This is a genomic window from Burkholderia territorii (assembly GCF_001718335.1).
GTDB lineage: Bacteria > Pseudomonadota > Gammaproteobacteria > Burkholderiales > Burkholderiaceae > Burkholderia > Burkholderia territorii.
Map to the genome: position 1 here is coordinate 1,896,843 of NZ_CP013365.1, position 21,615 is coordinate 1,918,457.

At 66.8% G+C, this 21,615-nt stretch carries 20 protein-coding genes; 4 read left to right on the forward strand and 16 right to left on the reverse strand.

Translation table 11 applies throughout. From position 1 onward, the window contains the following. Positions 1 to 8: 8 nt before the first annotated feature. The 9 genes from WS51_RS08410 to WS51_RS08450 all read right to left on the reverse strand — a co-directional run bounded on the left by WS51_RS08410 (position 9) and on the right by WS51_RS08450 (position 9,230). Complete coding sequence (locus WS51_RS08410) at positions 9 to 770, reverse strand: FadR/GntR family transcriptional regulator (RefSeq protein ID WP_059447712.1); 762 nt, start codon at positions 768 to 770, stop codon at positions 9 to 11. Between the two features lie 71 nt (positions 771 to 841). Continuing rightward, a complete protein-coding gene (locus WS51_RS08415) occupies positions 842 to 1,732 on the reverse strand; it encodes an L-fucono-1,5-lactonase (protein WP_069228938.1) in 891 nt (296 codons plus the stop codon). Positions 1,733 to 1,775: 43 nt separating this feature from the next. Continuing rightward, entirely contained in the window at positions 1,776 to 2,717 is a 942-nt protein-coding gene (locus WS51_RS08420) for an ABC transporter substrate-binding protein (RefSeq protein WP_059447714.1), read from the reverse strand. A gap of 76 nt (positions 2,718 to 2,793) precedes the next feature. Then, positions 2,794 to 3,831: an ABC transporter permease gene (locus WS51_RS08425; protein ID WP_059447715.1), complete on the reverse strand. Its 1,038-nt coding sequence runs from the start codon at positions 3,829 to 3,831 to the stop codon at positions 2,794 to 2,796. Between the two features lie 30 nt (positions 3,832 to 3,861). Next, positions 3,862 to 5,412, reverse strand: coding sequence for a sugar ABC transporter ATP-binding protein (locus WS51_RS08430; RefSeq protein ID WP_059950403.1), 1,551 nt, complete (start codon positions 5,410 to 5,412; stop codon positions 3,862 to 3,864). Between the two features lie 12 nt (positions 5,413 to 5,424). Then, entirely contained in the window at positions 5,425 to 6,201 is a 777-nt protein-coding gene (locus WS51_RS08435) for an SDR family oxidoreductase (RefSeq protein ID WP_059868040.1), read from the reverse strand. 74 nt (positions 6,202 to 6,275) lie between these two features. Then, positions 6,276 to 7,553 carry an L-fuconate dehydratase gene (locus tag WS51_RS08440; protein ID WP_060176587.1) on the reverse strand — a complete coding sequence of 426 codons (1,278 nt, stop codon included), beginning with the start codon at positions 7,551 to 7,553 and terminating at the stop codon, positions 6,276 to 6,278. Between the two features lie 23 nt (positions 7,554 to 7,576). Beyond that, the gene (locus WS51_RS08445) at positions 7,577 to 8,419 is read right to left on the reverse strand and encodes an ureidoglycolate lyase (protein WP_059769078.1); all 843 of its coding nucleotides are present in this window, start codon (positions 8,417 to 8,419) and stop codon (positions 7,577 to 7,579) included. 46 nt (positions 8,420 to 8,465) lie between these two features. Then, positions 8,466 to 9,230 carry an SDR family oxidoreductase gene (locus tag WS51_RS08450; protein ID WP_059447720.1) on the reverse strand — a complete coding sequence of 255 codons (765 nt, stop codon included), beginning with the start codon at positions 9,228 to 9,230 and terminating at the stop codon, positions 8,466 to 8,468. 675 nt (positions 9,231 to 9,905) lie between these two features. On the opposite strand from WS51_RS08450, the gene WS51_RS08455 reads away from it, so the two are divergent. The 3 genes from WS51_RS08455 (at position 9,906) to WS51_RS08465 (ending at position 11,850) form a co-directional block, all read left to right on the forward strand. Beyond that, the gene (locus tag WS51_RS08455; RefSeq protein WP_044847789.1) at positions 9,906 to 10,196 is read left to right on the forward strand and encodes a DUF3331 domain-containing protein; all 291 of its coding nucleotides are present in this window, start codon (positions 9,906 to 9,908) and stop codon (positions 10,194 to 10,196) included. Positions 10,197 to 10,345: 149 nt separating this feature from the next. Next, positions 10,346 to 11,332 carry an oxidoreductase gene (locus WS51_RS08460; protein ID WP_059868060.1) on the forward strand — a complete coding sequence of 329 codons (987 nt, stop codon included), beginning with the start codon at positions 10,346 to 10,348 and terminating at the stop codon, positions 11,330 to 11,332. Between the two features lie 215 nt (positions 11,333 to 11,547). Continuing rightward, on the forward strand, positions 11,548 to 11,850 hold the full coding sequence (locus tag WS51_RS08465; RefSeq protein ID WP_059447722.1) for a DUF4148 domain-containing protein: 303 nt from the start codon (positions 11,548 to 11,550) through the stop codon (positions 11,848 to 11,850). A gap of 191 nt (positions 11,851 to 12,041) precedes the next feature. On the opposite strand, the gene WS51_RS08470 is transcribed toward WS51_RS08465, so the two are convergent. From WS51_RS08470 to WS51_RS08500, 7 genes are all read right to left on the reverse strand, one after another. Continuing rightward, positions 12,042 to 13,238, reverse strand: a complete 1,197-nt coding sequence (locus WS51_RS08470; protein WP_059504149.1) for a TauD/TfdA family dioxygenase — start codon at positions 13,236 to 13,238, stop codon at positions 12,042 to 12,044. Positions 13,239 to 13,260: 22 nt separating this feature from the next. Next, positions 13,261 to 14,217, reverse strand: a complete 957-nt coding sequence (locus WS51_RS08475; protein ID WP_059544294.1) for an alpha/beta hydrolase — start codon at positions 14,215 to 14,217, stop codon at positions 13,261 to 13,263. Between the two features lie 43 nt (positions 14,218 to 14,260). Continuing rightward, on the reverse strand, positions 14,261 to 14,749 hold the full coding sequence (locus WS51_RS08480; RefSeq protein WP_069228939.1) for a thioesterase family protein: 489 nt from the start codon (positions 14,747 to 14,749) through the stop codon (positions 14,261 to 14,263). 6 nt (positions 14,750 to 14,755) lie between these two features. Beyond that, complete coding sequence (locus WS51_RS08485; protein WP_059504155.1) at positions 14,756 to 15,721, reverse strand: L-carnitine dehydrogenase; 966 nt, start codon at positions 15,719 to 15,721, stop codon at positions 14,756 to 14,758. Positions 15,722 to 15,808: 87 nt separating this feature from the next. Then, entirely contained in the window at positions 15,809 to 16,738 is a 930-nt protein-coding gene (gene cdhC, locus WS51_RS08490) for a 3-dehydrocarnitine:acetyl-CoA trimethylamine transferase CdhC (protein ID WP_059504157.1), read from the reverse strand. A 102-nt stretch (positions 16,739 to 16,840) separates the two neighbouring features. After that, the gene (locus tag WS51_RS08495; RefSeq protein WP_059447728.1) at positions 16,841 to 17,794 is read right to left on the reverse strand and encodes a choline ABC transporter substrate-binding protein; all 954 of its coding nucleotides are present in this window, start codon (positions 17,792 to 17,794) and stop codon (positions 16,841 to 16,843) included. A 318-nt stretch (positions 17,795 to 18,112) separates the two neighbouring features. Further along, entirely contained in the window at positions 18,113 to 19,084 is a 972-nt protein-coding gene (locus tag WS51_RS08500; RefSeq protein WP_069228940.1) for a LysR substrate-binding domain-containing protein, read from the reverse strand. Between the two features lie 135 nt (positions 19,085 to 19,219). On the opposite strand from WS51_RS08500, the gene WS51_RS08505 reads away from it, so the two are divergent. Continuing rightward, a complete protein-coding gene (locus WS51_RS08505; RefSeq protein ID WP_059544298.1) occupies positions 19,220 to 21,520 on the forward strand; it encodes an NADP-dependent malic enzyme in 2,301 nt (766 codons plus the stop codon). Positions 21,521 to 21,615 lie beyond the last annotated feature (95 nt).

A 21,615-nucleotide genomic window follows, 5' to 3' on the forward strand; every position in this document is an offset into this window, starting at 1 on the left:
TCGCGCGCTCAGTCGAGCGCGCGACCGAAGATCCGGATCACTTCGTCGAGATGCTCGGCCATCGCGCGGCGCGCGGCCTCCGGGTCGCGCGCGCGGATTGCATCGAGGATCGCGCGGTGTTCGAGCTCGGACCGATGCGGCATGTCGTTCGGCATGTACAGCGACTGCAGCCGCTGGAACATCAGGTCGTACTTGTGCGCGAGCAGTTGCTTGATCATCAGCGCATAAGCGGGGTTGTCGCTCGCTTCCGCGATACGGATATGGAACAGCCGGTCGCCCGGATGCGTGAGCGAGCCGCTGCGGTTGTCTTCCTGGTTGCGCAGGAACGCCTCGTGAATCCCTTCGATTTGGGCGTCCGAGCCGTGTTTCGCGGCGAGCGACGCGGCCTCCGGCTCGATCAATCGGCGCGCCTGCAGCAGCGCGAACGGCGGGATTTCGGTATCGAGATCGATCGCGATGCCCAGCTCCGGATCGATCTCGACGATCGAGAACGGCGCGACCGTCGTGCCGATTCGCGAGTCCGGCGCGCTGGCCGCTTCGGGTTGCCGCACCTTCACGCCGTCGCCGACGCGCACGCTGACGAGACCGTTCACCTCGAGCGCGATCAGCGCCTCGCGCACCGATGTGCGCGACACGCCGAACTGCTCGGCCAGTTCGCGCTCGGGCGGCAAATAACTGCCCGGCGGGAAATCGCCTGACTCGATCATCGCGCTGAGCTTGTCGGCGATCTGCTGGTAGAGGCGGCGGTTCTGAATCGGCTGGATGGACATACGTCGATACGGATAAGCGGTTGCGTTGCGGACGGTCTGACGAATGCAGCGTCAGGCCGCTCGCGCCTATTCTATATGCCGGGCTTCGTATCGCCCGGCACCGCGTAGCACCGCGCGGCCGTACCGCCCCACAACGCATCGCGCTCGGCCGCCGACAACCGCGCCTCGGCCCAGCGCTCGATCAGCGACGCGACTTCGTCGTACGATGCCGCGAGCAGGCATACGGGCCAGTCCGATCCGAACATCAGCCGCTGCGGGCCGAACGCATCGAGCGCCGCATCGAGGCATTGCTCGATGTGGCGAATGTCCTGCCCGCGCAGGCCGCGCCGCCAATCCGTCTCCGTCACGAGCCCGGACAGCTTGCACACGACATGCGGTAGCGCGCCCAGTTCGCGCAACCGGGCACGCCAGCGTGCGAGCGCGGTGTCGTCGCGATCGAACGCCGCGAGCGCCGGCTTGCCCGCATGATCGAGCACGAGCCAGTGCGCATCGTGCCGCGCGCAGAACGCGCGCACGTCGGGCAACTGACGTTCGAACACGAGCACGTCGTACACGTAACCGTTCGCCTGCAACCATTCGACGCCGCGATTGAACGCGGAATCCGCAACGAACGCACCGACGTCGGCTTCGTCCTGCAGCTGGTGGCGAAAGCCGCGCAGCTTCGGGCTACCCCATTCGGCGACGCGCTCGGCAAGCGCCGGCGCACCGAGATCCTCCCAGCCGACCACCGCCGCGATACGCGCGTCGTTGCGGGCTAGATCGAGCAGGAATGCCGTCTCGTCGCGTCCGGCACGCGCCTGCACCGCAATCGACGCACCGAGCGCCTGCGCATGCATCTGCGGCCACAGCGCGTCGGGCAGGTAGTCGCGGGCGAGCACGCTCATCCCCGGGCCGATCCACGGATAGTCGGCTGCGCGGTAACGCCAGAAATGCTGGTGGGAATCGATACGCACTGCGCCCATGGTGCCCTCGTGTTTCATCGTCGTGCGTCGCGTTTTGCGACGCTCAGTCGTACAACACCGCCGTGATCTTCGGGTCGTCGATGTTGGTCTTGTCGTACCAGTAGAAACCGGTATCGATGACCTTCGGCAGCTTCTCGCCCTTGGTCGCCTTCACGGCCGCTTCGACCGTCTTGTAGCCGATGCCAACCGGGTTCTGCGTGATCGCGCCGGCCATCAGCCCGTTGCGGATCGCGTCCTTCTGTTGCTTGCCGGAATCGTAGCCGACGATCACGACCTTGCGCTTCATCTCGCGCACACCGTTCACCACGCCGATCGCCGAGCCCTCGTTGGTGCCGAACAGGCCCTTGAGCTTCGGATACGCCTGCAGGATCGACTTCGTCACCTCGGTCGACTTCAGCTGGTCGCCTTCGCCGTACTGCACGGTCACGACCTGCACCTTCGGGTGCGCCGCTTTCATCCGTTCGAGAAAACCGTCGCGGCGGTCGATGCCGGTGCGGCTCGTCTGGTCGTGCGCGACCACGGCCACCTCGCCCTCGTCGCCGATCAGCGCGGCGAGCTTGTCGGCGGCGAGCGCGGCGGCGGCCTTGTTGTTGGTCGCGGCCGTCGTCACCGGAATGTCGCTGTCGACGCCCGAGTCGAACGCGATGACCGGGATCTTCTCGGCCTGCGCCTTCTTCAGGAGCGGCAGCGCGGCCTTGCTGTCGAGCGCCGCGAAGCCGAGCGCGGCCGGCTTCTTCGCGATCGCGGCGGACAGCATGTCGATCTGCTTGTCGACCATCGCCTCGGTTTCGGGGCCTTCGAACGTCACCTTCACCTTGTAGTCCTTCGCGGCCTGCATCGCGCCCGCCTTCACGGCCTGCCAGAACTGATGCTGGAAGCCCTTCGAAATCAGCGGAATATAGGCTTCCTGCGCGTGCGCGCCGGCCGTGACGCCGACGGCGAACGTCAGCCCGACGATCGCGTTCAACACCTTGCTCCTGATCACTTCGCGTCTCCTTGGTTGGTATCGACTGAAATGCCGGCCCGGCCGGCGGTGAAGCGCATGTGCGTTCGTGCGTTCGTCAGCGGCGACGCCGGCGCAGGATGTCCACGTAGACGGCGAGGATGATGATCACGCCCGTCACGACCGTCTGCCATTCCTGCGCGACCGACATGATGCGCAGGCCGTTGGTCAGCACGCTCATGATGAACGCGCCGATGATGGTGCCGACGATGCTGCCCGCGCCGCCCGACAACGACGTGCCGCCGATCACGACGGCCGCGATCGCGTCGAGCTCGTAGCCTTGCCCGAGCGCGGGCTGCGCGGAATTCAGCCGCGATGCGATCAGCAGCCCCGCGATCCCGCACACCGCGCCGCTGAACGTGTAGACGGCGATCTTCCACGCGTCGACGTTCACGCCGGACAGCCGCAGCGCCTCCTCGTTGCTGCCGAGCGCGAACGTGTAGCGGCCGAAGATGGTCCGGTTCAGCACGATCGACGCGCCGACCGCGACGAGGAACAGGATCAGCACCGCATTCGGGATCGGCAGCGCGGGCACCAGGCTGCCGATCAGCGAATCCTGCGCGATCGACGTGAAGCCGGGCGTGTCGTTGAAGTAGATCGGCCGCGTGCCCGAGATCACGAGCGACAGCCCCTTGAGCAGCATCATCATTCCGAGCGTCGCGATGAACGGCGGCACCTTCATCTTCGCGATCACGAAACCCGATACGCTGCCCGACAACGCGCCGAAGCACAGCGCGGCCAGGATCCCGAGCGGCAGCGGCATCCCCCAGTTCGTCAGCACGACGCCGGCCATCACCGCGCAGAACGTCATCAGCGTGCCGACCGACAGGTCGATGCCCGACGTGATGATCACGTACGTACATGCGACCGCCAGCACGCCGTTCACGGCGGTGGCCTGCAGGATCGCGACGAGGTTGTCGACTTCGAGGAAGTTCGACGACGCGAAGCTGAAGAACACGATCAGCAGCACGAGGCTCGCGAACGCGAGCAGCTTCTGCCGCGCGGCCGGATTGAAGAAGCGCGACCGCAGGCTCGATGCGGCGGCCGGCGTGTCGCCGGAAGCGAGGGGCGGAACGGGATGCGTATCGTTGGACATGGTCGGTAGGCGTATGGATCGGCGTCCGAATCAGGACAATACGGTCGACTCGCGCTGCGTCGCGAGCTGCATGATCTTTTCCTGCGTGGCGTCGGCCGCGCGCAGCTCACCGGTCACGCGCCCTTCGCACATCACGAGAATCCGGTGGCTCATGCGCAGCACCTCGGGCAACTCCGACGAGATCATCACGATCGCCTTGCCGTCGGCGGCGAGCGCGTCGAGCAGCTTGTAAATCTCGCTTTTCGCGCCGACGTCGATGCCGCGCGTGGGCTCGTCGAAGAACAGGATGTCGCAGTCGCGCAGCAGCCACTTCGCGATCACGATCTTCTGCTGGTTGCCGCCCGACAGCAGGCGTACCGGCTGCGCGACCGACGGCGTGCGGATCGCGAGCTGCCGCACGTAAGACTGCGCGGTGTCGCGCATCCCGCGCGCATCGAGAAACATGCCGCGGCGCACGAAGCGCTGCATGCTCGACAGCGCGATGTTGTTCTGCACGTCCATGCCGACCGCGAGCCCGAAGTGCTTGCGGTCCTCCGACAGGTAGCCGATGCCGTGCGCGACCGCGTCGGCCGGCGTGCGGATCGTCACGGCCTTGCCGTGCACGCGAATCTCGCCCGCGTCGACCGGGTCCGCGCCGAACACCGCGCGCGCGACCTCGGTGCGGCCCGCGCCCATCAGCCCCGCGAAGCCGAGAATCTCGCCGCGCCGCACCGTGAAGCCGACGTCGCGGATCGCGCGGCCGCGCGACAGCCCGCGCACTTCGAGCGCGACCTCGTTGGCCGACGTGTCGGGCGGCGTGCGGAATCCCGTGTCGAGCTGGCGGCCGACCATCATCGCGATGATCGCGTCCATCGACGTGTCCGCCATCGGCACGGTCGCGACGTACTTGCCGTCGCGCATCACCGTCACGCGATCGGCGATCCGGCGCAGTTCGTCCATCTTGTGCGAGATGTAGACGATGCCGACGCCGTGCGCGCGCAGGTCGCCGATGATGCGGAACAGCTCGGCGATCTCCGCGTCGTTCAGCGCGGCGGTCGGTTCGTCCATGATCAGCACGCGCGAGTCGAACGACAGCGCCTTCGCGATCTCGACCATCTGCTGCTTCGCGACCGTCAGCCGGCCGACCTGCGTGCGCGGATCGAGGTCGAGCCGCATCCGCGCGAAGATGGCGGCCGCGTCGCGGTTGAGCTTTTCTTCGTCGACGAACACGCCGAAGCGGCCGCGCGGCTCGCGCCCGATGAAGATGTTCTGCGCGACGCTCAGGTGGTTCATCAGGTTCAGTTCCTGATGGATGATGCCGATGCCGAGCGCCTGCGCGGCGCGCGGATCGTCGATCTCCACCGTACGGCCGTCCATCCGGATCTCGCCTTCGTCCTTCTGATAAACGCCGGCGAGAATCTTCATCAACGTCGACTTGCCGGCACCGTTCTCGCCCATCAGCGCGTGGACTTCGCCGGCATGCAGGTCGAACCGGCAATCGTCGAGCGCCTGCACGCCCGGAAAGCGCTTGCCGATGCCGGTCAGCTCGATCAGCGCGGCGGGTGCGACGGGTGCGGCGCTCGGGTTCGGATCGGGTTGCATGGCTCGATGCCCTCAGTCGATCGCGCGATCGAGATGCGTATAGCCGCCATCGACGAACAGCCACTGGCCCGTCGTGTGCGACGCACGTTCCGACAGCAGGAACACGGCCGTGTCGGCAATCTCGTCGGCGCTCGTGAAGCGCTTGCCGAGCGGCACCTTGCCGGCGATTTCCGCGAGCTTCGCGTCCGGGTCGTCGAAACCGGCGATCCAGCTCTGGTAGAGCGGTGTCATCACCTCGGCCGGAATCACCGCGTTCACGCGCACGCCGTCGTTGCGCAATGCGACCGCCCATTCGCGCGTCAGCGCGAGTTGCGCGCCCTTCGACGCGCAATAGCCGCTCGTGTTGCCCTGCCCGGTCACGGCCGTCTTCGACGAGATATTGACGATCGCGCCGCGTGTCGCCTTCAGGTGCGGCACGCAGTAATGCGCCATCACGTAGTAGTGGATCAGGTTGCGCTCGAGCGATGCGACGAACGCATCGCGCCCGGCATCGAGCCCGATGCCGTCGTTGATGCCCGCATTGTTGACGAGGCCGTCGATGCGGCCGAAACGCGCGACGGTTTGCGCGACCGCATCGCGGCATTGCGCGTCGTCCTGCAGTTCGACGGACACGCACGCGGCGCGCGGCTGCGTGTGCGCGAGTGCGCGCCAGAAGCCGTCGTCCGGCGTGTGGCGCGCGAACACCACCGGAATCGCGCCTTCGCGGGCCAGCCGCATCGAGATCGCGGCGCCGATGCCCGACGCGCCGCCGGTCACGATCACGACCTTGTCTTGCAGATTCAAATCCACTTCGCGTCTCCGTCGTTCATGTCGTCGCCGCGCGGGCTGCGCGCGGCGCATCGTGCGTCGCCGTACCGCGTGCGTCAGCCGCGGAACCGATACTGCGCGAGCGATTCGGGCTTCATCTCGATCGAAAATCCGGGTGCCGTCGGCGGCATGTACGCCGCGCCGCGCACGACGCACGGTTCGACGAAATGCTCGTGCAGGTGATCGACGTATTCGACCACGCGCCCTTCCTTGGTGCCGGAAATGCACACGTAGTCGATCATCGACAGATGCTGCACGTATTCGCACAGCCCGACGCCGCCCGCATGCGGACACACCGGCAGCCCGTACTTCGCGGCGAGCAGCATCACCGCGAGAATCTCGTTCACGCCGCCGAGCCGGCACGCGTCGATCTGCACGACGTCGATCGCGCCGCGTGCGATGAACTGCTTGAACAGCACGCGGTTCTGGCACATCTCGCCGGTCGCGACCTGCACCGGCGCGATCGCCTCGCGGATCTTGCGATGCCCTTCGACGTCGTCGGGGCTCGTCGGCTCCTCGATGAACCACGGCTTCGCGAATGCCAGCTCGCGTACCCAGTCGATCGCGACGTCGACCTCCCACACCTGGTTCGCGTCGATCATCAGCTTGCGGTCCGGGCCGATCGCTTCGCGCGCGATCGTCACGCGGCGGATGTCGTCCTCCAGGTTCGCGCCGACCTTCAGCTTCACGTGGTCGAAACCGGCGTCCACCGCTTCTCGACACAGCCGGCGCAGCTTGTCGTCACTGTAGCCAAGCCAGCCCGCCGACGTCGTGTAGCACGGGTAGCCGTCGCGCTCGAGCGTCGCGATCCGCTCGGCCTTGCCCGGCACCTGCCGCCGCAGCAGGTCGAGCGCTTCGTCCCGCGTCAGGCAATCGGTCAGGTAGCGGAAATCGATCGCGCGCACGATTTCCTCTGGGCGCATGTCCGCGACGAGCCGCCACAGCGGCTTGGCCTCGGCCTTCGCCCACAGGTCCCACACCGCATTGACGACGGCGCCCGTCGCCAGGTGAATCGCGCCCTTGTCGGGGCCGATCCAGCGCAACTGGCTGTCGGACGTCACGTGCCGCCAGAAGCGGCCCATGTCCTCGCGAATCCAGTCGAGGTCGAGGCCGACGACGAGGTGACGCATCGCGTCGATCGCCGCACAGCAGATTTCGTTGCCGCGCCCGATCGTGAACGTCAGCCCGTGGCCCTCGAGCCCGTCGCGGTCGGTTTCGAGCACGACGTACGCGGCCGAATAGTCCGGGTCCGGATTCATCGCATCGGAGCCGTCGAGCTGCCGCGAAGTCGGGAAGCGCACGTCGAGGACGCGCATCGATCGAATGATAGGCATAACGAACCGTCCGTAAAAGGAAATCAGGCCTGCACGGTGCGCTGGCGCTGCTCGCCGAGCCCGTCGATACCGAGCGTGATCACCTGCCCGGCGCGCAGATAAACCGGCGGCTTCTGCCCGAGGCCGACGCCCGGCGGCGTGCCGGTCGAGATCACGTCGCCCGGCTGCAGGCTCATGAAACGGCTCAGGTAACTGATCAGGTGCGGCACGCGGAACACCATCGTCGCGGTCGTGCCGTTCTGGTAGCGGTGGCCGTCCACCTCCAGCCACAGCCGCAGCGCGTGCGGGTCGGGTACTTCGTCCGCCGTCACGAGCCAGGGCCCGAGCGGGCCGAACGTGTCGTTGCCCTTGCCCTTGTCCCACGTGCCGCCGCGCTCGAGCTGGTATTCGCGCTCGGATACGTCGTTCACCACGCAATAGCCGGCGACGTGCGACAACGCGTCGGCTTCGTCGATGTAGCGGCCACCCTGACCGATCACCACGCCGAGCTCGACTTCCCAGTCGGTCTTCTCCGAGCCGCGCGGAATCTCGACGTCGTCGTTCGGCCCCGAGATCGCGCTCGTCCATTTGCCGAACACGACCGGCTCCTTCGGGACTTCCATCCCCGATTCAGCCGCGTGGTCGGAATAGTTGAGCCCGATGCAGATGAACTTGCCGACGCGGCCGACGCACGCGCCGAGCCGCGGCGTGCCTTCGACGAGCGGCAGCGACGACGGGTCGATGTCGCGCAGCCGCGCGAGCGACGCGGGTACGAGCGCATCGCCGGCGATGTCGTCGATCACGCCCGACAGATCGCGAATCTTTCCCTGCGCATCGAGCAGGCCCGGTTTTTCATGGTGTTTTTCGCCAAATCTCAGCAGTTTCATGTCGTGTGAACGGAAACGGAAAGTGAAAATGAATGGGAACGCATGGTCAGTTCGACCAGCCGCCATCGATCAGGTGAATCGCGCCGGTGGTGAACGAAGATTCGTCCGACGCGAGATACAGCGCGAGTGCGGCCACTTCGTCCGCGGTGCCGATGCGGCCCATCGGCTGACGCGCGACGAACGCCTCGCGCACGGTGTCGGTCGACACCTGGCGCGTACGCGCCTGCTCGGCGATCCGCTGTTCCAGCGACGGCGACTCGATCGTGCCCGGGCAGATCGCATTGCAACGGATGCGCCGCTCGACGAAATCGGCGGCGACCGCCTTGGTCAGGCCGATCACGGCTGCCTTGGTGGTGCCGTAGACGAAGCGGTTCGGCACGCCCTTCACGCTCGACGCGGCCGACGCCATGTTGATGATCGACGCGCCGCCCGCTGCCAGCATCGCCGGCAGCAGCGCGCGGATCAGCCGGTACATGGACGTGACATTGAGGTTCAGCGAGAACGCCCACGCGGCCTCGTCGCAATCGAGAATCGTGCCGTGGTGCACGAACCCTGCGCAGTTGAAGAGCACGTCGAACGCGCGCTCTTGCGCGGCGAGTGCCGATACGTCGGCTGCATCGGTCACATCGAGCCGCCGCGTGGCCAGCGCGCCGCCGGCGCGTTCGGCGTCGGCCGCGAGTTGCGCGAGCGCGGCTTCATTGATGTCGGTCGCCAGCACGTCGGCGCCCTCGCTCGCGAACCGCAGCGCCGTCGCGCGGCCGATACCCTGCCCGGCCGCCGTCACCAGCGCACGCTTGCCCTGCAATCTCATGAGCAGCACTCCTGTAGAAGCCGGCCGCGCCGACTGATTGGCACAAAGGACTAAAGGTCCAACCAATCATAGGAAGTGATTCCGGATTTGTCACGAGCGCGTGATTCAGTATTTTCCCGAGCAGCAGAATCGGGGCGGCGGTCGTGTCGCGGATTACGCCTGCCGTTTTCTTCCGATTTCCGCAATCGACCGCTTGTCCCGCAGAGCCAATGCCGGCGCGGGTTTGCGCCGGCCTCGCGCGTGCAGGACGTGTCGCCGTAGAGCGAAACTGACAAAAAAGTCATGTTCCCGTCAGGGTGTCAACGGGGGGCGCGCGCGATCATGGTGTCGCCGGACCGCGCCTCCCGGATCACCGCACCCGCCCGTCGCCGATCCTTGACGGGCACCTCCGTCCCCCGCGGTTGTCCACGTGACTGAGCGAGCAGACACGGTGGCGCGGTCCGCTTTTCCGCCCCGGGCGTTCGCGTCCGGGGCGCTTTTGTCGTTGGTTTTTCAAGAAAATGCGCGTCGATTGTTTCTAAATCGGCAAAAGGTAATTTGAGCCAGACAGGATGTTTTTTCCGGTCACAGACGCTTACATTTAGCGCACCACTCATGGAAACCGCTACGGAATCGCCGTTGGGTAGTGACATCCACTGCCACCGCCGAAACCGCACGAGCTTTAGGAAACGGCAAATGAAGGCCTCCAAATCCCTGCCTGTGCTCGATCCCGCCGACGTCCACGTCGAAATTCTGGAACGCTCCGATACGCTGCTCGTCGTCCGCTGGGTCGAACCGGGCCGCTGCCACTACGGCGAACAGCGCTGGCGCCGCCGCTTCGCACAGCGCACCGGCACCTGCGCGCTGTCGCGCCAGGTCATCCAGCGCGGCGACGAAGTTTTCCGCCCGGCCGAGCGCCCGGCGCCGGCGAACGCGGCCGCAATGATCTCCGCCGCCGAAGTACTCGCGCTGGCCGGCAGCCGGTAACGCGCGACGCCGACGCCGACGCGCAAGCCGCCCCTAGAATTGCCGGTCTAGTTCCCCCGCTTGTCTGCCCCGCCCGCGCGGACTATCGTTACATCACTCAATGTAACGATAGCGCGTCGCGGCCCGCCGCCACGCCGATGGAGGCAGACATGCATGCATGGAGCGCGCGCCACGTCCCGGCGCAGGGCGGCAAGGTCGCGGTCGTGACCGGCGCGAACAGCGGCCTCGGATGGCACATCGCGGAAACGCTGGCCGCCAAGGGCGCGACCGTCGTGATGGGCTGTCGCGATGCCGCCCGCGCCGCGCAAGCCGCCAATGCGATCCGCCGGTTCCATCCCGCCGCACGGGTCGAAGTCGATTCGCTCGACCTCGCCGATCTCGCGTCGATCCAGCGCTTCGCTGCGGACGTCTCCGACCGCCACGGCCGCGTCGACATCCTCTGCAACAACGCCGGCGTAATGTTCCTGCCGCTGCGCCACACGCGCGACGGCTTCGAGATGCAGTTCGGCACCAACCATCTCGGCCATTTCGCGTTGACCGGTCATCTGCTGCCCGCATTGCGCGCCGCGCGGCGCGCGCGGGTCGTGACGATGTCGAGCGGCTTCAATCGCGGCGGACGCATCCGCGTCGACGATTTGCGGGCCGAACACCGCTACAACCGTTACCTCGCCTACTGCGACAGCAAGCTCGCGAACCTGGTGTTCGCGATCGAACTCCAGCGCCGCTTCCAGCGCGCGGCGTTCGCGGGCATCAGCGTCGCCGCGCATCCCGGCTACGCGGCCACCAATCTGCAGTTCGCGGGCCCCGCGATGGACGGTTCGCCCACGCGCGCCGCGCTGATGCGCGCGGCGAACCGTTATCTCGCACAACCGGCCGACCAGGGCGCGCTTCCCGCGATCCACGCGGCGACGTCGCCCGACCTCACCGGCGGCTCGTATATCGGACCGTCCGGCTGGTTCGAGTCGCGCGGGCTGCCGGCGCCGGCAAGCGTGCCGCGCGCGGCACGCGACGTGGCGGTCGCCGCGCTGCTGTGGGAGGCATCCGAAGCCGCGACGGGCGTGCGTTTCCTGAGCTCGGGCGCGGCCGTTGCCCGGTCGGCCGCCAAGCCGCTCGACGCGGCGGCCGGAGTGCGCTGAGTCGCGCGCCACCGTGCCTCCGCATTCATCAGACTTATTACACTCACAGAAAAGAAAGCTCAATGAAAGCCTGATAAGGCCGCCAACTGTTACCAGTCCGGAAACAATCTATCGTCAAAATCAGCGTTTACCCTGAACGACCCGGTGACTAAGATTTAGTCAATCGCTGCAGACATGGTGTCGAAAGCGAACCCAATAAAACACCGGAGGTCATCATGAAATCGCTCGTTTCCGCAGTTGTTGCCGCTGTCGCCCTGTCCGCTTCGTTCGGCGCTTTCGCACAAAGCACCGTGACCCGCGCACAGGTCCGCAACGAACTGGTTCAGCTCGAACAAGCCGGCTACAAGCCGGGCGTGTCGAGCCCGTACTACCCGAACGACATCCAGTCGGCGGAAGCGCGAGTGCATGGTGCCGACGCCAGCGGCTACGGCGCGCAGCCGGCGCCGGTCGTCCACTCGGGCGCCCCGGCTGCCGCCGCGTCGTCGAACGCGCGCGACTCGATCTTCTTCGGCCAGTAAGCCGATGCGCCCACGCGGGCGCACGCGCACCGCGCGAAGAAACGGTACCCGGACGAGCCCGTGATGCGGGCTCGTCTTTTTTTGCGGAACGCATACCTCCGCCGCCCCGCAACGGGTGGCTTCGCCCGGGCGCACTGCGTCCGGGCGCTTTTTCCGCCGCGACGCATGCGTCGCGACCCGGTATGCGGTGGTCAACGCGCGGCGGCTGCCGCAGTCGCCGCACGCGACAGCACACGCCAGCGCGACAGCAGTTCGTCGCGATCGACATAGCAGCCCTGCAGATGCCGGCGGCCCGTCGACGGGTCGAACTCGGTGCGTGCATGCAGCACGCGCCGGTTGTCGAATGCCCACATGTCGCCCGCCCGCAGCCGGCGCTGCACCCGGAAACGCGGCTCGCGCGCGAGCGCGAGGAACCGCCGGTACGCGCGATAGACGGCCGCGACCGACCCGGCCGGCGCGTCGAGCGGCCCGCGCAGGAAATTCGCGACGCGCACTTCCGCGACGTTGCCGCGCGCATCGAGCCCGATCACCGGCGCCGAACACCGGTAGTCGCTGTTCGCACTCTTGTTCCAGAATTCGAACGGTGTCGACGCAAGGCATTCGAAATCGGCCGGATAGTCGCGCCGCAGCGCATCGGCGAGTGCAAAGCCGTCGAGAAAAATGCTGTCTCCGCCGGTTGCGTCGTTCGCGAGACAGTGCAGGAACTGCACGCCCGGCTGCAATTCGCGCGTCGGCAGGTCGGTGTGCGGCGGCAGGTTGAGCGACGTATAAGCATTGCTGTCCGGTCGCGGCTTCGATTCGACATCGAACAGCACACCGAAATTGCTTTCGCGGATCAGGCCGACACGACGCGCGATCTGGTCGACCCGGCCGCGTTCGGGCGGCACACCCTCGACGAGCGTCAAACCGGTGCGCTGCAACGCGGCGAGCCATGCGCGCAACGCGTCGTCGTCTTCCATCACGTCACGCCACGCGAACACGCCGATCGCCGTCGCATCGTCGCCGGCCCACACGTGCCGCCCATGCGCGGCCTGGCGTTCCGCGCGTGACGCATCGTCGTATGCATGCGCGCGCAACCATCCTGGCGACCACGTACTGCGATGCCCGTCGTTCCACTCGACGTGCAGCGCGCCGTCGGTTTCGACATGCACGGCAAGCGCCGCCAGATCCTCGCGCGCATCGGCGATCTCGAACACCTGTTCGCGCGTGAGTGCATGCACGCATGCGGAACACGCGCAGTTGTCGCGCAGCCAGTCGAAGTGAAACGGCGACCGTCGCGCGTCGCTCCACTCGATGTCCACCGCTCCATCGCCGATCGTCGCCGCCGCAATGGATGCGTCGGCGGAAAAGGTCCGCCAGTCCTCGATACGGTGTTGCGCTGCCTGCATCGTTGCCTCCCGGAAACGCCCGCTACGCGTGTGGTGCGAGCAGAAACCCGCCGATCATCCGGTGCATCCGCGCTGCCTGCGGGCTCGTTCCGAGCGCGCGCCAGCAGCCGTGCACCAGCCCCTGTCCCCTCCAGTAACGCGCGGCGCCACCGGCCGCGAGAATGCATTCGACATAGACGCGCGCATCGTCGCGCAGCGGATCGTGTTCGGCACCGATCGCGAGCACGGGCGGCAGCCCGTCGAAGCGCGACGCCGCGAGCGGCACCGATGCGCGCAGCAGCGGATCGTCGTGCAACGCGGTTTCGTCCACATCGCCCCAATACAGCGCGCGATAGCGATGAACGTCGTCGAGCGTCAGCATCGGCGCGTGCGCTTCCGTCTCGCGCGCCGGCGATTGCGGTTCGAACCCGAGCATCGGATACACGAGTGCGATCCCGTCGATGCCGCGTTCGCCCGCATCGCGCAGCGCAGTCGCGACGGCCGCCGCGAGATTGCCGCCCGCGCTGTCGCCCGCGAGCGTCAGCGGCCGTGCGCACGGGCCGAACGGCCAGCCCGCCGCGTCGCGCGCGGCACGCGTGACGGCCAGGCAATCCTCGAGCGCGGCCGGTGCGCGGTGCTCGGGCGCGAGCCGGTAGTCGACCGCGATCACGGCAAGGCCCGTGTCGGCCGCCAGTTGCGCGGTGATGAGCGCGTGACTGTCGAGCGAGCCGACGACGAAACCGCCGCCGTGAAAGAACAGCACCGTGCCGCGCGGCTCGCCGTGCGCGGGCGCGTAGCGCCGGAGCGCGATCGCGCGGCCGTCCGGTGCATGCCATACGGCATCCTGCTGCACGATGCCGGCCGGCAGTGTTGCGGGCGTCCATGCGGCCGCGAAACGATCGTAGACGCGGCGTTGCTCGACGGGCGAGCGCGCCGCCGCATCGGCCGGATACCAGGCGTCGACGGCCGCGACGAACGCCTCGATTTCCGGTTCGAGCATCGTATGCGCTCCGCTGTGGAAGGTCGAAAGTTGAACGTCGATGCTAACGACGCGGCGGCAGCCCGATCACGCGCCCCGCATACGCAGGCGCCGCGCAATCGCGCTGCAACGCATGCAGTTCGGCCACGCGCGCGGCGACGTCGTCGTCGAACGGCGCCGACTTCGCGCCGCCGCGCGTGGCGACGTGCAGCAGCATCTGCTCGCTCGCCGATACCGCGCCGTCATGGCCGTCCGCAAAGAGTTCGAGGCACAGATGCAGCCGCTTCGCGTCGTGCGCGAACACCCGCGCTTCGACGCGCACGCGCGTGCCTTCCTTGATCTCCTGCAGATAGTTCACGTGCGCTTCGAGCGTGTAGACCGAGCGGCCCCGCTCGCGGCGCGCGGCATCGTCGAGACCGATGCGGTCGAGCAGCGCATCGGTCGCGAAGCTGAAGATCAGCAGATAGAACGCGTCGCGCAGATGGCCGTTGTAGTCGACCCATTCGGGCCGCACGACGTCGTGATAAATCGTCAGCGGGGTATCGCCGGTCATGTTCGCTCAGTCCTCGAATCGCATCCCGTGCCGCGCCTTCACCGCGGCGATCGCCTTCAGCACCTCGGTGATGCACTCGTCGCGATAGCGTTCGAGTTCCTTGATGCTGCGCGTGCCCTGCTGCTCGCTCGTGCCTTCGACGACGCTGTCGATCAGCTCGTCGGTCAGCTTCGGCGCGACCAGCTTCGTCCATGGCAGTTCGAGCGCGGGGCCGAACTGCTGCATGAAGTGTCGCATGCCCGCGTCGCCGCCGGCCAGCGTATAGGTCAGGAACGTGCCCATGAACGACCAGCGGATGCCCGCGCCGAAGCGGATCGCATCGTCGATCTCGCCGGTCGTCGCGACGCCTTCGTTGACGAGATGCAGCGCCTCGCGCCACAGCGCTTCGAGCAGCCGGTCCGCGATGAAGCCCGGCACCTCCTTGCGCACGTGCAGCGGCCGCATGCCGAGCTTGCGATAGATCGCCATCGCCGCGTCGACCGCTTCCGGCGACGTGCGCGCGCCGCCGAGCACCTCGACGAGCGGCAACAGGTAGACCGGATTGAACGGATGGCCGACCAAACAGCGCTCCGGATGCGTCGCGCGCGCGTAGAAGTCGGTCGGCAGCAGCCCCGACGTCGACGACGCGATGATCGCGTCGGGCTTCGCCGCGCGGCTGATCTGTTCGTGCAGTTCGAGCTTCAGCGTCTCGCGTTCCGGCGCGCTTTCCTGGATGAAATCCGCGTCGGCGACGCAGGCCTCGATCGTCGACTCGAAGCGCAGCCGCGCGGGATCTGCTCCCGGCGCGAGACCGACGCGTTCGAGCGCGGGCCATGCGTTCGCGACGTTCGCCCGCAAGCGCTCCTCCGCGCCCGGCGCCGGGTCCCAGACGACCACGTCGAGACCGTGCGCGAGCGCACGGCAAATCCATCCACTGCCGATCACGCCGGTGCCGATCGCGGCGAACGTCTTGATGTCGGTCTTCACTGCCATGTCAACGCATCCTTCAAATCGAGGGAAATCGGACGGCGGCCGCGCTCGTGCGCGCCGCCGCATTGAATCGGAACCCGCGTTGGAAACTCACGCGAATTCGGTCGCCGCGCGGCGTTCGAGCGGACGCTCGCCGCGCGCCGGCAGGCCGAGCTTGCGACGCCCTTCGGCCGGCGTCAGCACGCGGCCGCCGAGGCGTTCGACGATTTCCCGCGCACGCTCGACGAGCGTGCCGTTGGTCGCATGCACACCGCGATCGAGCCAGATGTTGTCTTCGAGACCGACGCGCACGTGACCGCCGAGCAGCATCGCCTGCGCGACCATCGGCATCTGCATGCGGCCGATCCCGAAGCCGGCCCAGTGCGCGCCCGGCGGCAGGTTGTCGACCATCGCCTTCATCGTGCCGGTGTCGGCCGGCGCGCCCCACGGAATGCCGAGGCAAAGCTGGAACAGCGGCGGATCGTCGAGCAGCCCTTCCTTCAGCAACTGCTTCGCGAACCAAAGATGGCCCGTATCGAAGATTTCCAGCTCGGGCTTCACGCCGAGTTCCTGGATGCGTTTCGCGCCGGCGCGCAGTTGCGCGGGCGTCGACACGTAGATGTAGTCGCCGTCGCCGAAATTCAGCGTGCCGCAGTCGAGCGTGCAGATTTCCGGCAGCAGTTCCTCGACGTGCACGAGCCGCGTGAGCCCGCCGACGAGATCGGTGCCCTTGCCGAAGCGCATCGGGTCCTCGCCCGGGCCGATCTCCAGATCGCCGCCCATGCCGGCCGTCAGGTTGATGATCACGTCGACGTCCGCCGAGCGGATCCGGTCGACCACTTCGCGGTACAGGTTCGGGTCGCGGCTGCCGCGGCCCGTCTGGGGGTCGCGCACGTGGCAGTGCGCAACCGTCGCACCGGCCTTCGCCGCTTCGATCGCGGCGGCCGCGATCTCCTTCGGCGTGACCGGAATCGCCGGATGCTTGCCGACCGTGTCGCCCGCGCCGGTGACCGCGCAGGTGATGATGACTTCGTTGTTCATGCCGTGAGCCCTCGCTTGATTCGATGTGTGTCGTTCGGTTTCCGTCGTACTACAGATGATTTTCGCTGCACGCCGCCGCACGGCGACGGCGCGCACGGGCCGTTACAGGCCGAGATACGCCTTCACGGCGGGCAGCCCGTCCTTGCCGTCGAACGTCTTGACGCCGGCCAGCCACGCATCGAGCACCTGCGGGTTCTTCTTCAGATACGCCTTCGCGGCCTCCGACGGTTTCGTCTTGTTCATCACCGACTGCATCAGCTGGTTCTCCAGCTGCGTCGTGAAGCGCAGGTTCTCGACGAGCTTGCCCGCGTTCGGGCAGCGCGAGATGAAGTCGGGCGCCGTCAGCGTGTACACGCGCGCTTCGCCGTAGTTCGGGCCGAACGCCGCATCGCCGCCGGACAGGTAGTTCATGCTGATCTGGATGTTCATCGGATGCGGTTCCCAGCCGAGGAACACGACCCACTTCTTCTCGCGGATCGCGCGCTCGACCGTCACGAGCATCCCGGCCTCGCTCGATTCGACCAGCTTGAAGCCGCCGAGGCCGTACTGATTCGTGTCGATCATCTTCTGGATCGTCGCGTTCGCGCTGCTGCCCGGCTCGATCCCGTAGATCTTGCCGTCGAGTTCCGCGCGGTGTTTCGCGATGTCGTCGAAGGTCTTCAGGCCGGCCTGGTATTCGTAGCTCGGCACCGCGAGCGTCGCCTTCGCGCCCGACAGGTTCGGCGGTTCGACCACGTTGATCGACTTGCTGTCGAGGAACGGCTGAAGCTGCTTTTGCTGCACCGGCCACCAGTAGCCGAGCGAGATGTCGAGCTGCTTGCTCTTCAGGCCGGCGAACGAGATCGGCACCGATGCGATCGTCGTCGTCGGCTTGTAGCCGAGCCCTTCGAACACCGTCGACGCGAGCGCCGTGGTCGACGTGATGTCGGTCCAGCCGATATCCGCGAAGCGTACGTTGCGGCAGGTCGCGGCATCCGTTTCGGCGTGCGCCGCGGTCGCGAATGCGCCGGTCGCCAGCACGGCCGCGACGAACGCGGCGATCTTTGTCGACTTCATGGTTTCTCTCCCGATTGGACCGATGTCCGACGGGTTCGCGGAAGTGCGCCCCGGCCTGCATCGTGGGAGTAAAAGTAACGAGCCATATTGGTCGAAAGACGACCGGCGGCGACCTTTTCTTGACTATTTGCGACTATCGGTGGAAACCACTACGCGCGGGCAGTGGCTTGTGCGGCGGGGGTTTGAGGCGAATTCCCGGGGAGCGGGGTTTGTCCGGATGCGGCGTTCCCGATGCTACGTAGCGCGCGTCGGCGGCAATGCCGGAACACGCGTGGCGCCGATGCCGGCCGCAGCGGTGGCGGGCCGGCGCCCGACGCGTCATCGCGGCACTTCGACGTAGGTTTCCCGGCAGATCTCGCGCAGCGCCTGGACGAGCAGATCGCGCGTCGGCGCATGCGATTCGGCGGAGCGGGTAAACAGCGCGATGGGCGGCAGCGTCCAGACCAGCGAGTAAGGCACGATCGCCACGCCCGCGATGCGCACCATTTCTTCCGCGATATCGGCCGGCACGATCGACACGGCGTCGTCGCTCGACGCGATCATTTCGCCGATCAGCTTCGACGAGTAGCTTTCGACGATCGGCACCGGCGGCGCGATGCCGGCCGACAGGAACAGGTCGGTCACCTGCTCGCGCATCGGCGTATGCGGCGCGCCGAGAATCCAGTCGAGCGCGTGCAGCTTCTCCCAGTCGAGCTTCATGCGGGCCAGTTTCGCGGCGAGGCGCCGGCTCGCGATCATCCGCGGCTGTTGCTGGTAAAGGACCTCGAACGAGACCTGCCCCAGGTCGACCGCCGACGACGCCCGCCCGATCACGAGATCCACGCTGTGATCCCTGAGCTGGAGCAGCAGCTGATCGCTGGTGCCTTCGTGAATCGTCACGGTCAGGCGCCGCTCCATCCGCGATTGCAGCCGCTTGAGCGCGGCCGACAGCATCTGGCCCGAAATAAACGGAATCACGCCGATATGCAGATGCGCCGCGTGGCCGGCGGCCACCGCTTCCATTTCGCGGGCGAGATGGTCGAGATCCTTCAGCATCGCCCTGGCGCGCTCGAGCACGACCGAACCGAGCGCGGTCGGCCGCATCCCGCGCGACGAGCGTTCGAACAGCGGCGTGCCGAACATGCTTTCCAGCTCGGACAGCGCGTTCGTCACGGCGGGCTGGCTGCTGGCCATGTGTTCCGCGACGCGCGTCAGCGACCCGTGCTGCTGGATCTGCAGCAGCAGCATCAGATGCCGCATCTTCAGCCGCGCGCCGAGCCGCCGGACCACGTCGTTCGCGTCGAATGTCATTGCCGGACCACCGTACCATCATGAAAAAGTGATGGCCCGATATTAAAACAGAATCATCTCCTTATGGCCGATCCCTAGAATCAGCTCATGGATCGCGTCGGGACTGGCCTGGCGCGCACGCCCGGACCTAAAGCCATGAAACAGACAGAGACCCAGCAGCAAGCCGCGTACGACTATCACGAGTTTCCGACCCCGGGGAAGATCTCCGTCGTCGCCAGCAAGCCGCTCGTGACGCAGCGCGATCTCGCGCTCGCCTACACGCCCGGCGTCGCCAGCGTGTGCGAGTCGATCGCCGCCGAGCCGCTCAACGCGCATCGCTTCACGAGCCGCGGGAATCTGGTGGGCGTCATCACCAACGGCACTGCGGTGCTGGGTCTGGGCAATATCGGCGCGCTCGCGTCGAAGCCGGTCATGGAAGGCAAGGCCGTGCTGTTCAAGAAGTTCGCCGGGATCGACGTGTTCGACATCGAGATCAACGAAACCGATCCGGACAAGCTCGTCGACATCATCGCGGGCCTCGAGCCGACCTTCGGCGGGATCAACCTCGAGGACATCAAGGCGCCGGAGTGCTTCACCGTCGAGCGCAAGCTGCGCGAACGCATGAAGATCCCCGTCTTCCACGACGACCAGCACGGCACCGCCATCACGGTCGCCGCCGCGTTCATCAACGGGCTGAAGGTGGTCGGGAAGTCGATCAAGGAAGTGAAGGTCGTGACGTCGGGCGCCGGTGCGGCCGCGCTGGCCTGCCTTGACCTGCTCGTCGACCTCGGTCTGCCGGTCGCGAACATCTGGGCGACGGATATCGAAGGCGTCGTCTATCGCGGCCGCACCACGTTGATGGATCCGGCCAAGGAACGCTTCGCGCAGGAAACCGACGCGCGCACGCTGTCCGACGTGATCGGCGGCGCCGACGTGTTCCTCGGCCTGTCGGTCGGCGGCATCCTGAAGCCGGAGATGCTCAAGGCAATGGCCGCGCGCCCGCTGATTCTCGCGCTCGCCAATCCGACGCCGGAAATCTTCCCCGAGCTCGCCCATGCGACGCGCGACGACGTCGTGATCGCGACGGGACGCTCGGATTTCCCGAACCAGGTCAACAACGTTCTGTGCTTCCCGTACATTTTCCGCGGCGCGCTGGACGTGGGTGCAACGACGATCACCCGCGAGATGGAAATCGCCGCGGTTCACGCGATCGCCGGCCTCGCGCAGGAAGAGCAGAACGACATTGTCGCGGCAGCCTATGGCGGCGATGAAGTGTCCTTCGGTCCGCAATATCTGATTCCGAAGCCGTTCGATCCGCGCCTGATCGTGCGCATCGCGCCGGCCGTGGCCAAGGCCGCGATCGAAGGCGGCGTGGCGACGCGCCCGATCGCGGATCTCGACGCGTATGTCGAGCAGTTGCAGCAGTTCGTCTACCACTCGGGCGCATTCATGAAGCCGCTGTTCGCGACCGCGCGTCAGCTCGTGCGTGACGGCGGCAAGGCACGCATCGTGTTCACCGAGGGCGAAGACGAGCGCGTGTTGCGCGCGGTGCAGGTGATCGTCGACGAGAAGCTCGCGCGCCCGATTTTGGTCGGACGTCCGGAGGTGCTGCTCGCGCGTATCGAGCGGTTCGGCCTGCGCCTGCGTCTCGGTCAGGATGTCGAAGTAACGAACCCGGAATATGACGAGCGCTTCCCGCAATACTGGACGACGTATTGGGAACTGCGCTGCCGCGACGGCATCTCGAAGGAAATGGCACGCGTCGAGATGCGGCGCCGCTTGACGCTGATCGGCGCGATGATGGTGCGGCTCGGCGATGCGGACGGGATGATCTGCGGGACGGTCGGCGAGTATCACAATCACCTGCGCTTCGTCGATGAAGTGATCGGCAGGAAGCCCGATGCATCGACCTATGCGGCGATGAACATCCTGCTGCTCAATCAGCGGACGGTCGCGCTGGTCGACACGCACGTCAACGACAACCCGGATGCGGAGCAGATCGCGGAATTCACCATCGCGGCCGCGCGGCAGATGGAGTGGCTGAATCTCTCGCCGAAGGTTGCATTGCTGTCGCGTTCGAACTTCGGGTCGGGTAGCGCGGCGTCCGGCGCGAAGATGCGCAAGGCGCTCGAGATCATTCGCGCGCACGCGCCCGATATCGAGGCGGACGGCGAAATGCATGGCGACTGTGCGCTCGACGAGTCGCTGCGCGCGCGGCTGCTGCCGATGTCGCCGCTCAAGGGTGCGGCGAACCTGCTCGTGTGTCCGAACGTCGATGCAGGGAATATCGCCTATAACCTGCTCAAGACGGAAGCCGGCAGCAACGTCGCGGTCGGGCCGTTCCTGCTGGGCGTCAATGCGCCGGTGAACATTCTCACGTCGAGCGCGACCGTGCGGCGGATCGTGAACATGACGGCGTTGACCGTGATCGAGGCGAATCGGAACGCGGCGGGGTGAATGCGGTTGATGTAGAGACTCGATCGACGGGCCGCCCGCGGCCGGCTCGTCGATCGGCACGACAACGGGCATGCACGTTCCTTGTTCATGCCCAA